The following is a 13,070-nucleotide window of genomic DNA, read 5'->3' as shown; positions in this document are numbered from 1 at the left end:
GGGCCCATCCCCGGGCCGGGATCCCATCGACCGGAATGAGATCCGCATCCCGGGACCGGAAAACTGCGGATCTCATTCCGGTCGATGAGTGTTGACGGCTACCAGAGCCCGGAATCCGCCTCGGGCGCCGGGTCGGCGAAGGCCGGGCGCGGGCCGCTGTAGATCACCCCGAGTCGCTGGGTGGCCCTGGTGATCGCCACGTAGAGATCGTTGCTGCCCCTGGGCGACTGCGCGACGACCTGATCGGGCTCGACCAGGATCACCGAGTCGAACTCCAGGCCCTTGGCCTCCCGAACCGTCAGGACCACCACCGGGTTGTCGACGTCGGTACCGGAACCGGCGCCGGGAACGTCGGCCACCACCTTGGCCAGCACCTGGTCGAACAGCGCGTCGGGCACCAGGATCGCCAGGTGCTGCTCGCCGGCCGCGGCCAGATCCTGGACGGCCATCTCGGCGATCCGGTCGATCAACCCGGCCGCCGGAACGGCCAGCCACCAGGGGTCGACGCCGGTCGAGCGGACCGAGGTCGGTGCGGTCAGTTTCGGGTCGATGCTCGCCAGCACCCGGTCGGCGACGACGGTGATCTCGGCCGGGGTCCGGTAGTTCACCGTCAGCTCCTCGAACCGCCAGTCGCGGCCCACGTAGGGCCGGAGCACGCTGCCCCAGGAGGATGCGCCGGCTGCGTCCCCGGTCTGCGCGAGGTCACCGACCAGCGTCATCGACCTCACCGGACACCGGCGCATCACCATCCGCCAGGCCATCGGCGACAGCTCCTGGGCCTCGTCCACCACCACGTGGCCGTAGGTCCACTCCCGGTCGGCCCCGGCACGTTCCGCGGTGGACGTCAGCGACACCCGGTCGTCCTGCAGTTCGACGAGATCAGCCGCGCTGACCATGCCCAGCAGGGACTGATCGCCGGGCCCGGCGCCGTCGTCGCCGGGTTCGCCGCCGTCACCGAGCATGTCCAACACGCTCTGCGCGTACTCCTGACGCTGCTCCCGGTCCGCCGCCGCCGCCGCCAGCGTCAGTCGGTCGTCCTGGCCCAGTAGTTCGGCCACCTCGTCCAGCAGCGGTACGTCCGACTGCGAGAACGGTTGCGCCCGCGCCGTCGACAGCAGGTCGCGCTCGGTGTCGCTGAGGAACGGCGCCGCGACCTGCAACCTCCGCGGCGAGGACAGCAGGTCCCGTAGGACGGTCTGCGCGGTCAGCCCCGGCCAGATGCCGGCCAGCACACCCTGCACGTCCTCGTCGGCCCGCAGCTCGCGGCGGATCTCGTCGAAGTCCTCCGACGTGAACGGGACGGCCGAGCCGAGACCCTCGCGCTGGCGGCGTGCCACCTGACGGGCCAGTTGGTCGAAGACGCTGCGCAAGAATATGTTCCGTGCCCGGTTGTGCGGCAGACGCGACTGCCAGGCACGCTCCTGCGCCCGGGACAGCAGCTGCTTGTCCAGGCGCAGCACGCCGCCGTCGTAGGCGACGGTGATGGTCGTGAGCGGCATCCGCTGCCGGTCGAGCACGGCGTTGGCGATCACCTTCGCCATGTTCAGCCGGCCCTTGAGGACTGCCGCCGCTGGCGTCTCGACCCGTTGGGCCCTGACGCCGGGAAAGAGGTCGCCGACGGTCGAGAGCACCACCGCGTTCTCGCCCAGCGAGGGCAGCACCTGACCGATGTAGTTGAGGAACGTGCGGTTCGGGCCGATCACCAGCACCCCGCGGTTGGCCAGCTGCTTCCGGTGGGTGTACAGCAGGTAGGCGGTACGGTGCAGGGCGACTGCGGTCTTCCCGGTACCGGGACCGCCCTGCACGACGAGGATCCCGGACCGCTCGGCGCGGATGATCCGGTCCTGCTCGGCCTGGATGGTCTCGACGATGTCGCCCATCCGGCCGGTCCGCGGGGCGTTGAGCGCGGCCAGCAGGGCCGCCTCCCCGGTCAACCCGGCTCCACTGACCGCGGCCAGAGCCGGGTCGTCGGGGGACAGACCGGTCAGATCCAGGTATTCGTCCGAGAGGGACTCGACCTGCCGGCGACGGACCCGCAGGTGGCGACGGCGGCGGACCCCGAGGGGAGCGGCGGCGGTGGCCACGTAGAACGGCCGTGCCGAGGGCGCCCGCCAGTCCATCAGCAGCTGCTCGCGCACATCGCCCTCGGAGAAGATGCCCATCCGTCCGATGTGCATGAAATCGCCGTCGGTGGTGTCCAGCCGGCCGAAGCACAACTTGTCCTCGGCGACCGTGAGGTCGATGAGCGTCTGCGCATGCCCGGCGTAGGCGATGTCGCGCTGCACCCGGCCGCCCGGTGTTCCGTCGCTGTCCCGCAGGTAGGTGTCGCGGAGCCGCACGGTCTCCTCGCGCATCGCGTCCAGACGCCGGTAGAGCACGCTGATGAATTCCTGTTCGGCCGGCAGATCAGCGCCTTCGGTCCCGGACAACGCACCTCGCCTCTGCACCGTCGGCCGCCCTGACGGCAGCCTGCTCGAGTCGGCCGATGGCCGTCGACCCCCCGTAGGGCCGCCGACTACCTTCGCACCTGCACGGTCCTCGCCGCCAATCGCCGGGCAATGCTCCTGGTGTCCCCGGTCGTGGCGGACACCGGGCTCGAGGCTGATGTCCCGGGCCGGCACGCCATCTGATTGGCTTGATCGCGTGACCGGACCTGAATTGCGCGCCGACTGTTCCAGATGCTTCGGCCTCTGCTGCGTGGCGCTCCCCTTCGCCGCGTCAGCCGACTTCGCGTTCGACAAGAGGGCCGGTGAACCCTGTGTCAACCTCCGGAGCGACTTCCGGTGCGGAATCCATTCCGGGCTGCGTGCGTCTGGGTTCTCCGGGTGCACGACCTACGACTGTTTCGGTGCGGGGCAACAGGTCTCCCAGGTCACCTACGCCGGCCGGGACTGGCGGGCCGCCTCCGACCGGGCGGCAAAGATGTTCGAGGTCTTCCCCGTCGTGCGGCAGCTCCACGAGCTGCTCTGGTACCTGCAGGGGGCCGCTGCGTCGACCGACGACGAGTCGGTCCGGGAGTCCATCGTGCAGGTGGCCGACGCGACCCGGAAGCTGACCCGGCTGCCACCCCAGGAGCTGCTGGCCCTCGACGTCGCCCATCATCGCCGGCAGGTGGACGTCGTGCTGCTCCAGGTCAGCCGGGTCGTCCGCGCCGAATACGGCCGGCAGCAGAAGGATCGCCGCGGGGCGGATCTGATCGGGGCACGGCTGCGCGGCGCCGACCTGCGCGGCGCGGACCTGCGGGGGGCCTACCTGATCGGCGCCGACCTGCGTGGTGCGGACCTGCGCTCCGCCGACCTGATCGGGGCGGACCTCCGTGGCGCCGACCTGAGGGGCGCCGACCTGTCGGACAGCATCTTTCTTACGCAGTTCCAGCTGAATTCGGCGAAAGGTGATGCTGCGACGCGCTTTCCGCCCGCCCTCAGTCGGCCTGCGCACTGGACGGCCGGGTGACGGACCGCCGCCGGTGAGGGCCGGATGCCACGGTGCGAGGATCAGCGGGAACGCCCGACGACCACGGGCGGGGACGAGGATGACATGAGCGGCCTTCCGGACCTGGACACCATCGACACCATGCTGGGCGTGGTCGAGGGCCGTGACCCGACCGCTACCAGCGTCTCCCGCTTCGACGAGGACCACGAGATCCTGCTCTCGACGCAGTCCGAGATCGGCGACGCGCTGACCAGCGAGCTGTCTTCCACCGCAGACAAGGATCGCCTGCGCGTCGTCCTGGACCGAATCGAGAACGACATCGATGCCAACCGGAACGCTCGTGGCCGGGCCGCCGCCGCGGAGGCGGCCGACCGGGCCGAATGAGGCCGGCCGGCGCGATCGACGGCAGAACTGATCGGCAGAACTGATCGACGACAGAACTAGGAGCCTGCGACTGCGAGCGGGGCGGCCCAGGCGACCCGGCGCAGCCGTGTGGGTCCGATCGGTTCCATGTCGACGACGGTGGCCTGTCCCAATCGCAGCAGTTCGCCCGGATGCGCGCGTGCAGTCCTGGTCATGGTGATGTGCGGCCGATAGCCGCCACCGGTGAAGTCCGGGTCGTCGAAGGCGGCCCCCGCTGCGGTCAGCCCGTCGAGCAGGACGTGGTGCAGCGGGATCAGTTCGCTGGAATCCTCGATCAGGCTGACCGGAATCCGTTGCGCCCGGCCGAATCCCTCGTCCCCGCCGACAGTCACCAGCAACGCGGACTGCCTGGCGAGCGCGGGTTGGATGACCGCCACGACGGCGTCCAGGTCGAGGTCGACCACGAAGGTGGGAACGAGCGTGAGGTGCAACGTCCACGTGGCCAGGGTGAAGGCGTCACCGTGCCGGAGGGGCAGCAGCGGTAGGACGACGACGAGACGCAGCACCACTGGACCATAGGGCTCCCGGGGTGACTTCCGGCCCGATGCATCCGGATCACTTCAGGGCGGCGATCATCGCCTTCGCGAGCGCCGTCGACACCGAGTAGTCGTTGTTCTTCAACGCGTCGCCCGGTCCGGTCACCTTGATTTCGACCGTGCCCGTCAGCGCCTCCACCCCGAGCGCATCGGTGAAGGCCTGGTCACCCACTCCGGTGAGCTCTTTGACATCCGCTGCGTTCGACTTCTCCTCGGCCAGGTGCGCCGCGTCCACCGCGGTCACGACCGAGATCTGGACGGGGTAGACGTCGCCCGCGATGGTGATGTCGCATGTGGAGCTGGTGGCGTCGGAGCTCTCGATCGCCACGGTGGTCGGCTTGCCCACCGCGGCGGTGGCCGCAGCCGCCGTCAGGTCGGTGCACTTGCCGCCGCGCGTCGCCGATCCCGGTGGCGCGCTCGTTCCGCCCGGCACGCCCGTTGCGCCCGTGGCGCCCGTTCCGCCCGGTGCGGATGCCACGGACCCGGCAGGCCCGGTAGCCACGGGGGTGGACGTCGTCGCGGCGGCGGTCGAGGTCGTCGCGGCGGCGGTGGCTATCGGCGTGCCGGAACTGCAGGCGCCCAGCAGGATCGCGCCGGAGGCGACGATGCCGAACACGGCCGCACTGCGGACGGGACGTCGGGGGTGCCTCATTCGGGGCTCCGTTCCTCTTCGGCCACTGGCTGCGGCTTCGACTGAACCGAGTGAACCCAGCCCCCGTAACGTCTGGGTAACGGCTACGCGGGGCTCAGGCGAGGCCGACGTAGAGCCAGCATCCCCTTTCGCGGACGAAGCGGCTGTTCTCGTGATGTTCGCCGGCGACACCGGCTCTTCGATAGGCCGCCAGGAACTCCACCGTTCCACTGCGATCGAGCAGTCCGCCACCCGTGCGGCCGAGGATCTGCAGCTGGTGCCAGCGCATCCCGCGATCGAGGGCGACTGAGAGCGGGCGCGTCGAGGGATGCCACGTCTTGAGCAGGTACGCCTCGTCCTGGAGCGCGAAGCCGCAGTAGCGGGAGCGCATGAGGCGTTCGGCCGTCGGCGCGGTGCCTTCACCGAGATGAAACGGTCGGCAGCAATCCTGGTACGGCATCCCACTCTGACAGGGACAGGTGGTGGGCACGGTGGGCACGGTGAACGCGGTGGGCGCGGTGGTCACCGGCCCATCGTCCACCCGGTCGGCCCGTCCGGCCCGTCCCGCCCGGTCGGCCCGGTAGGACATCTCAGGCGTGCGCCGGCTTCCCGGCGGTGTAGAGCCAGGTGTGGAACAGCGCCGTCAGGTTCTGGTGCGACATCTCGGTGGCCAGCCCGGTGAACTGGGCGGTCGTCCCGTGACCGTTGCGATGCTCGGAGGCCCACGTCTTCAGGATCCGGAAGAAGGTCCGATCACCCACGGCCGTCCGCAGCTTCTGGAGCACCATCGCCCCCCGTGAGTACGACGGGGTACTGAAGATGAATTCACCCGAACCCGGATCGGCGACCGGGCGGGACCAGAGGTCGGACGAACCCGGGGATGCGTACAGCTGGTCGAAACTCTGCTGGGCGGTCTGGGTGCCGTTGTGTTCGGCCCACAGCCATTCTGTGTAGGTGGCGAAGCCCTCGTTGAGCCAGATGTCCTTCCAGCGGGTCACGCTGACCGAGTCGCCGAACCACTGGTGGGCCAACTCGTGGACCAGGGTCGACTCGTCGGGTGCCCGGTCGAACAACGGTCGCGACTGGGTCTCGAGGGCGTAGCCGACGAAGGGCGCGTGCATCACGATCGCGCCGGTCGAGGAGAACGGATAGCGGCCGAAGACCTTCTCCTCCCAGGCCAGGATCTCCGGGAGCTTGGCCAGTACCGGCGCCGAGGCCTTGGCCTCGCGGGGGTCGACGGCCACGTAGACGGGCATGCCGTCGGCACGGTAGGAGCTGATCTGGAACTTGCCGATGGAGGCGGTCGCCAGATACGCAGCCATCGGCTGCCGCTGCTGCCAATGCGTCGTGGTGGTGGACGCTGTCGACCGTTGCGAGATCAACTGACCGTTACCGACCGCCTGGTACCCCTTCGGGACCGCGATGGTGACGTCGAAGGACGACTTGTCGATCGGCTGCGAGTTCGCCGGGAACCACGTCATCGCGCCCTGCGGCTCGCTGGCGACGAAGGCGCCGTTGTCGGTCCGGATCCACCCGTCGGCGGAGCCGTCCGGATCCTGCACGTAGCGCGGGACACCGCTGTAGCGGACGTCCACCGTGAAGCGGTGACCGCGCGGCAGGTAGTCGCTCGGTGTGATCACCAATTCCTGTCCGGTGCGGGTGAACTTGGCCCGCTCACCCTGCACCGCAACGGAAGTCACCGTCAGACCCGAGAGGTCGAGATCGAAGCGGGACAGATTCTGGGTCGCGGTCGCGGAGATGACGGCGTGGCCGGTGAGCTTCCCGGTGGCCGGCACGTAAGCGATGTCCAGGCCGTAGTGAGAGATGTCGAAGCCGCCGTTGCCCGAGAGCGGGAAGTACGGGTCCCCGGCTCCCGCTGCCCCCGGGGTGGCGTGGACGGACGCGCCGCCGGGATGGTGGACGGCGGGTTGGAGGGCGCCGGCGGCCGCGGGCGCGGCGAGGGTGGCGGCTCCGGCGAACGCGACGACCAGGATCAGACGATCTCTCAGCTTCCTCATAGCGCGACCATAACAAGACCCAACGACAGGGCCGGGGCGGGCGGGCAGAAGCCGGGGCCGACGGTGTACCGGCTCAGGCGGTGGGCGTCGTCGTCGGCGGCGGCGTGGATTCGGTCGACCCGGTGGTGGGAGCGGCGGTCCCGATCGCGGCCGTCTGCGGCGCGGTGACCCGGGTCGCCACCACTCCGGTGGCACCGGTGCTACCGAGGACGGCGACCTGCTGACCGACCCGGAACTGCGCGGCGGTGGCAGGTATCTTCTTCGTGCCGAACCGGGTCGAGGCCGTGATGGTGACCGTGACGGACCTGCCCTTCGCCGTCCGGACCGTCCACGTACTCCCGGATTCGCTGACGATGACCCCGCGGACGCCCCTGGTCTTCACCGGCTTCCCGGTACCGGCGGCCGATCCCGACCTCGGCGCAGCAGAGGACGAGGCGCTGACCGGTGCCCCTGCCGCGGCGGAACCGGGAGTCGTCGACGACGCACCCACCACGCTCGACGGAGCGCCGGACGCACTGCCACCACTGCGGCCGGCGGCCAGTGCGGCGCCGGCACCGAGGCCGGCCAGGACCACCACGACGCCGATCAGCAGCACCGACCGGTTCCGCCGGAGGAACGACGGTCGCTCCGGCGGGAGGTGCGGAGACGGCGTGGGGTACGACGGGGTCGGGATGGTCATGACCCCAACTTCGCACTGGTCCTTCAAGGTCGTGTCCGGTCTTCGTCAAGATCAGGTTCAGAAGTTCCGGGCCCACCGGGTAGTCGGGTCGTCGCGTCGCCAGGTCGCCAGGTCGCCAGGTCGCCAGGTCGCCAGGAGAATCCCGGTCCGATGAGCGGCCACGGGGGACCACCACGACGGGGCCGGCCTGCCGTCGGCCATGATGGACTCGATGAACGATCCCGCGCAGGACCTCGCCGACTTCATCTCTGCCTCACCGAGCCCGTACCACGCGGTGGACCGGGCGGCCCGACGGCTGCGTGCTGCCGGCTTCTCGCAGCAGAGTGATGCGGGCGCATGGCTTCCGGGCGCAGGCGGCCGGTTCCTGGTGCGCGACGGGACGGTGCTCGCGTGGTTCTGTCCACCCGATACCGGCCCCGGTACAGCCATACGGGTTTTCGCCGCCCATACCGATTCGCCGACCTTGAAGGTCAAGCCCCGCCCTGACGTCGGCCGGGCGGGATGGCGTCAGGTGGCCGTGGAGGTGTACGGCGGGGCGCTCTGGAACTCCTGGCTGGATCGGGACCTGGGGCTGGCCGGACGGTTGGCGATGTACGACGGGAGCACGGTCCTGGTCGACGTGCGCCGTCCGTTGCTGCGGGTGCCGCAACTGGCGATCCATCTGGACCGCCAGGTGAACCAGGGGCTGACCCTCGACGCCCAACAACATCTGCTGCCCGTGTGGGGCCTCGGTGACCCCACCGAGGGCGAACTGATGTCGTTCCTCGCCGGGGAGGTCGGCGTCGACGCCGGCGAGATCGCCGCCCATGATCTGGTGGTCCACGACCTCACACCCCCCGCGCGGCTCGGCCGGAACGAGGAGCTGCTGGCCGCACCCCGGCTGGACAACCTCGCCTCGGTGCTTGCCGGTCTGACCGCCCTGCTGGCCGCGGCCGCGAGCGAACCGCACGTCATCCCGGTCTTCGTCGGGTTCGACCACGAGGAGATCGGAAGCGGATCGGCGACCGGCGCCTCCGGGCCGCTGCTGGAGAATCTGCTGACCTTCCTGGCCGGCGGATTCGACGCTCGCGGCCCGGCTTTCGCCCGCTCACGATGCCTGTCGGTCGACGTCACGCACGCCGCGCATCCGAACTACCCGGAACGCTACGACCCGACCCACCAGGCGTTGCCCAACGGCGGCCCCACCCTGAAGGTCAACGCGAACCAGCGGTACGCCACCGATGCGCCGGGCGCGGCCGCCTGGCATCGGGCCTGCCGTACCGCCGACGTGCCCAGCCAGGTGTTCGTCGGGAAGAACACCATGCCGTGCGGATCGACCGTTGGCCCGCTGATCGCCACCCGGCTCGGCATCAGGACCGTCGACGTCGGTATCCCAGTGCTGTCGATGCATTCCGCCCGCGAACTCTGCGGCGTCCGGGATCCCGGCCATCTCGCCGCCGCTGCCACCGCATTTCTCACCGACCCGGCCTGACCCACGCGAAGCGCCGTCGGACGATAGGCTGCGCAAATGTCCGTGACCGCTCTGCTGGAACTCCGCCTCAAGCCGGATTCGCTCGATGCAGCCCACCGGCTGCTCGCCGAAATCCTCGTCGACACCAGGGCCTTCGCCGGCTGCGAGGCGGTCGACGTGCTGGTCGACAACGCAGACCCGGCCCACGTCATCGTGAAGGAGTCGTGGGTCTCCGCCGAGGCCGACGCGGCCTACCGTGCCTGGCGCGCCGGCGACGGAGCCACCGAGCTCGGGTCGGTCCTGACCGGGGCCCCGGTACTCACCGTCCTCACCCTGGACGCCTCGATCTGAGCTCTGCGCGCCGGTCTGGTGGCGTCGCCGGCCACGTCCTCACCTCTGGTCGACTCGAAATGCACCGGCCAGCACCCGTGCCCGGATCTCGGGGCGCCGGGTCTTGCCGGTGTCCGCCCTGAGCAGCTCGTCGATGACGTCGATGCTGCGCGGAACCTTGATCCGCTGCAGGCGATCCGCGACCCAGTCGACGAGTTCCTGCGGGGTGATCGGCACACCGCCCGTATCGACGACGGCATGGACCCGCTGACCCAGGTCGTCATCTGGCAGCCCCACCACGGCACTGGATCGAACGACGGGATGGGAGTCGAGCACCGATTCCACTTCCGCCGGGTAGACGTTCTCCCCTCCGCACAGGATGAGATCCGTCCGGCGATCGGCCAGGTAGAGCCACCCGGCCTCGTCCAGCCATCCGAGGTTGCCGAGGGAATCCCAGCCGTCTGCGGTCAGCTGCGGCTCGGCTCCCCGATAGCGGTAGGTCGAGCCGGGTCCGCGCGGTGGGAGCATGTGGATCTCACCGATCTCACCCGGCACCACGTCCTCACCCCGGTCGTCGAGGATCCGGAACCGGTGGCCCGGGGCGGGCCGTCCGACGGATCCCGGCCGTACCAACCAGTCCCGTCCGCTGATCGTGGTGACACCTGCAGACTCCGTTCCGGCGTAGACCTCGGTGATGCGGTCGGGGCCGAGCCAGTCGATCCAGGCGCGCTTCAACCAGATTGCGCAGGGTGCCCCCAGGTGCAGCAGTTCGGAGAGGGTGGAAAGGTCGAAGCCACCGCGGATCTCGGGTCCGAGCCGCTAGATCCGGTGCATCATGGTGGGCACCAACACCGTCCAGGTGACCCGGTGGCGTTCGATTGCGGCCAGTACCTCGGTCGGTCCCGGCCGGTCCAGCAGCACCAGGTGATGGCCCGTCATCAAGCCCCGGAACGCGTAGACGAACGGTGCTGCATGGTGCAGCGGACCGACCACCAGCTGGACGGCGTCCAGCGGGATGTAGCTCACCGGCTGCACCGTCGCGGGGCTGGCCGAGAGCACCAATTTCGGCTGCCCGGTGCTGCCACTGGAGGTCGGCGCCTTCCAGCATCTCGCCGCGCGGTCCGGCAGCGGCGCCCCGGAGAATGCCCGCCCGATGTCAGAACCGACTGCTACGCATGGGATGTCGCTTTCGAGTCGGCTCGGCCCGATCACCAGGGCCGGACTTGTCAGCTCCAGGATCGCCCGCTGCTCCGCGGCCGGCAACAACGGGGACAGCGGAGCGGGAGTCGCCCCGAGCTTCCAGATGGCCACGCACGCGACCACCATCTCGGCCGTGTTCGGCAGCATCACCGTGACCAGATCGTCCGGTTCGACGCCCAGTTCGGCATACCCGCGCGCCAGGCGATTGGCCGCCAGATCGAGTTCCCGCCGGGTCAGGACGACCTCGCCGGCCGAGACGGCCACCCGGTCCGGATCCTGCTCGGCGAGCCAACCGATGGCCCGGCCGATCGACATCCTGCTCACCACCTCGATGATGCCAGGGACCGCCGGGTCGTCCTTCCGCGGCCGACTACCAGCTGTCCGGCGGCGTGAGCTGGGAAAGGTTGTACATCCGCCGCTGGACCGCCGGGTCGTCCTTCCGCGGCCGACTACCAGCTGTCCGGCGGCGTGAGCTGGGAAAGGTTGTACATCCGCCGCTGGACCGCCGCGATCTCCCGGACGGCCTGGGCGATCAGGCTGCGATCCAGGGGGGACAGCCGCCGCATCGAGATCACGTCCGAAGGCTTCTCGGCTCGCTCCATCTGGGCGAGCTGATAGTGCAGTCGGGCCTTCTGCAGGACTTCGAAGACCTCGATCAGGATGCCGGCCTGGTCCTCCGGCACCATTGCAGAGCCGGCGGCCGCCGCCAGTCGTGCCGAGGTGGACAGTTCGGTGGATCCGACGGACAGGGCGGCCCACCGCGCGATGTCCACCACCGGCCGCAGCGCGTGGGTCTTGATGTCGAAGGTTCCGCCGCGTCTGGCCAGCACGTCGCGCATCGACCGCAACCTGGCCCGGTTCGTCAGCAGTTCCGCGAGCAGCAGGCGCAGGGTGCCGGGATGACGGTGCATGTCGCCGAAGACCTCGTGCACGACGGGCAGTCCCGGATCGCCCTGGATGGGCCGGGCGTCCAGCAGCAGCGAGGTCATCATCATCGCGTTGTCCTCCAGTGGGGCCTTCATCCACTGCTGCGCCGCGGTCCGCCACTGGGATCCGGTCCGGGCGAAGAGCGGCCGGCCCGGGATGGCGCCGTGCAGATCGATGGCCAGCCCGCAGCGGTCGAGCACGGCGGCGATGTCCCCGAACGCCGCCCGGTAGGCCGCTGCCCGCTCCATCGAGTCGACGGTCTCGGCGAAGACGACCGCCGCGTCGATGTCGGAACTGGGCACCGGCTCGCGACGTCCGTTGCTGCCCAACGACAACCAGGTCAATTCCGCGGGATCGAGGTCGGGCCGCCGGGACAGCACGAGGGTGAGCGCCCGTCGGACCACCGCGTCGATGACCGTCGAGTGGACGGTCGTCATCTCGCCGGCCGACCGACCGCGCCGCTCCAGATCGCCCAGCAGCAGTGGCATGCGACGAGCCAGCACGACCAGGTCCTCGATACCGGCGGTCCGGCCGATCTGTTCCCGCAGCGACACCCCGGCCGTGGAGGGCGAGACCACGAAATCCTCGCGGGCGACGATCCCGAGCAGGAGCCCACCGCGGTCCACCACCAACAGGCAGTCGAGGTCGCGTTCGGTCAGATCCAGCAATGCCTGGGCCGCAAGCGTTCCGGTGACTACGGTCGGCGCGGGGCGTTCGGCCGCCACGGAGATCACGCTCTCCGGCGGCAGCCCCTTGGCCAGTACGGCCGACCGCAGGAGAGCGTCGGTGACCACTCCGTACCCGCGGTCCCCGTAGGACACGACGGCGTAGCGGCTGCCGTGGTCGGTCATCGACGCGGCCACGGCGGCCACCGTCATGTCCGGTTCGACGACCAGGGGCGCGGAGACGATCAACTGGTCGACCACACCGTAGGCGGACGGCGACGACCCGCGGGCCACGGTGGTGGGCAGATTCTGGGCCAGGAACCGCAGGCCGGCGGCCGAGGAGAACGCGGGGGAGACCGCTTCGGACGGGATGCGGGCAATGCGGACCGGCCCGAGGGCGACCGCCAGGGGCCCGATCGGCTCGTTCCGTAGCAGCGCGGAAAATCCGAAGACCCCTCCACTGCCGAGGATCTCGTCAGCGTCCTCACCCGGGACGGGCGCCGAGTTCCACAGTTCGACCTGCCCGGAGAGCACGACGAACATCTCCTGGCTGGGCAGTAGGAATGCGTCCAGGATCCGATCACCCGCAGCGAAATCCGAGACCACGGCGGCGGCGGCCAGACCCTGCAACTCCTGCTCGTCCAGCGCGTCGAAAGGCGGATGTCCACCCAGGAACCGTGCCAGTTCGTCCATACCGGTCATCGTGCCAGTGCCCCGACAGGGGCCGGGTCCCGATCGCACCTCGGCAGGGCCGTCAGCCGGCTCAATATCTGCCGAGA

General features: G+C 69.9%; 12 protein-coding genes and 1 pseudogene. 4 read left to right on the top strand and 9 right to left on the bottom strand.

The window, feature by feature from the left end:
- Nucleotides 1-98: 98 nt before the first annotated feature.
- Nucleotides 99-2,429 (bottom strand): ATP-binding domain-containing protein, encoded by a 2,331-nt coding sequence (locus H7F38_RS16700; RefSeq protein WP_255498026.1) that lies wholly within the window; start codon nucleotides 2,427-2,429, stop codon nucleotides 99-101.
- Between the two features lie 175 nt (nucleotides 2,430-2,604).
- On the opposite strand from H7F38_RS16700, the gene H7F38_RS16695 reads away from it, so the two are divergent.
- Nucleotides 2,605-3,453, top strand: a complete 849-nt coding sequence (locus H7F38_RS16695) for a pentapeptide repeat-containing protein (RefSeq protein ID WP_187090888.1) — start codon at nucleotides 2,605-2,607, stop codon at nucleotides 3,451-3,453.
- An 84-nt stretch (nucleotides 3,454-3,537) separates the two neighbouring features.
- On the top strand, nucleotides 3,538-3,816 hold the full coding sequence (locus H7F38_RS16690; protein ID WP_187090887.1) for a hypothetical protein: 279 nt from the start codon (nucleotides 3,538-3,540) through the stop codon (nucleotides 3,814-3,816).
- 56 nt (nucleotides 3,817-3,872) lie between these two features.
- On the opposite strand, the gene H7F38_RS16685 is transcribed toward H7F38_RS16690, so the two are convergent.
- The 5 genes from H7F38_RS16685 to H7F38_RS16665 all read right to left on the bottom strand — a co-directional run bounded on the left by H7F38_RS16685 (nucleotide 3,873) and on the right by H7F38_RS16665 (nucleotide 7,719).
- Entirely contained in the window at nucleotides 3,873-4,361 is a 489-nt protein-coding gene (locus H7F38_RS16685) for a 2'-5' RNA ligase family protein (RefSeq protein WP_187090886.1), read from the bottom strand.
- A 49-nt stretch (nucleotides 4,362-4,410) separates the two neighbouring features.
- The gene (locus H7F38_RS16680) at nucleotides 4,411-5,043 is read right to left on the bottom strand and encodes a hypothetical protein (protein ID WP_187090885.1); all 633 of its coding nucleotides are present in this window, start codon (nucleotides 5,041-5,043) and stop codon (nucleotides 4,411-4,413) included.
- 94 nt (nucleotides 5,044-5,137) lie between these two features.
- Nucleotides 5,138-5,482 (bottom strand): YchJ family protein, encoded by a 345-nt coding sequence (locus tag H7F38_RS16675; protein ID WP_370531380.1) that lies wholly within the window; start codon nucleotides 5,480-5,482, stop codon nucleotides 5,138-5,140.
- 130 nt (nucleotides 5,483-5,612) lie between these two features.
- Nucleotides 5,613-7,040: a M1 family metallopeptidase gene (locus tag H7F38_RS16670; protein ID WP_187090883.1), complete on the bottom strand. Its 1,428-nt coding sequence runs from the start codon at nucleotides 7,038-7,040 to the stop codon at nucleotides 5,613-5,615.
- Nucleotides 7,041-7,113: 73 nt separating this feature from the next.
- Nucleotides 7,114-7,719, bottom strand: coding sequence for a DUF5666 domain-containing protein (locus H7F38_RS16665; RefSeq protein ID WP_187090882.1), 606 nt, complete (start codon nucleotides 7,717-7,719; stop codon nucleotides 7,114-7,116).
- Between the two features lie 211 nt (nucleotides 7,720-7,930).
- Between H7F38_RS16665 and H7F38_RS16660 the strand changes: the two genes are divergently transcribed.
- Nucleotides 7,931-9,190: a M18 family aminopeptidase gene (locus H7F38_RS16660; protein WP_187090881.1), complete on the top strand. Its 1,260-nt coding sequence runs from the start codon at nucleotides 7,931-7,933 to the stop codon at nucleotides 9,188-9,190.
- A gap of 36 nt (nucleotides 9,191-9,226) precedes the next feature.
- The gene (locus tag H7F38_RS16655; protein WP_187090880.1) at nucleotides 9,227-9,520 is read left to right on the top strand and encodes a putative quinol monooxygenase; all 294 of its coding nucleotides are present in this window, start codon (nucleotides 9,227-9,229) and stop codon (nucleotides 9,518-9,520) included.
- 39 nt (nucleotides 9,521-9,559) lie between these two features.
- On the opposite strand, the gene H7F38_RS26700 is transcribed toward H7F38_RS16655, so the two are convergent.
- The 3 genes and pseudogenes from H7F38_RS26700 to H7F38_RS16640 all read right to left on the bottom strand — a co-directional run bounded on the left by H7F38_RS26700 (nucleotide 9,560) and on the right by H7F38_RS16640 (nucleotide 12,984).
- Nucleotides 9,560-10,027, bottom strand: a complete 468-nt coding sequence (locus H7F38_RS26700) for a hypothetical protein (protein WP_370531379.1) — start codon at nucleotides 10,025-10,027, stop codon at nucleotides 9,560-9,562.
- A gap of 57 nt (nucleotides 10,028-10,084) precedes the next feature.
- Nucleotides 10,085-11,014: pseudogene (locus tag H7F38_RS26075) on the bottom strand (AMP-binding protein); the annotation flags it as partial.
- A gap of 134 nt (nucleotides 11,015-11,148) precedes the next feature.
- Nucleotides 11,149-12,984 (bottom strand): putative nucleotidyltransferase substrate binding domain-containing protein, encoded by a 1,836-nt coding sequence (locus tag H7F38_RS16640; protein WP_222618128.1) that lies wholly within the window; start codon nucleotides 12,982-12,984, stop codon nucleotides 11,149-11,151.
- Nucleotides 12,985-13,070 lie beyond the last annotated feature (86 nt).

The sequence above is a fragment of the Nakamurella sp. PAMC28650 genome (assembly GCF_014303395.1).
GTDB lineage: Bacteria > Actinomycetota > Actinomycetes > Mycobacteriales > Nakamurellaceae > Nakamurella.
Note: the sequence above shows the minus strand (reverse complement) of the source record. Positions and strands in the feature narration are given on the sequence as shown.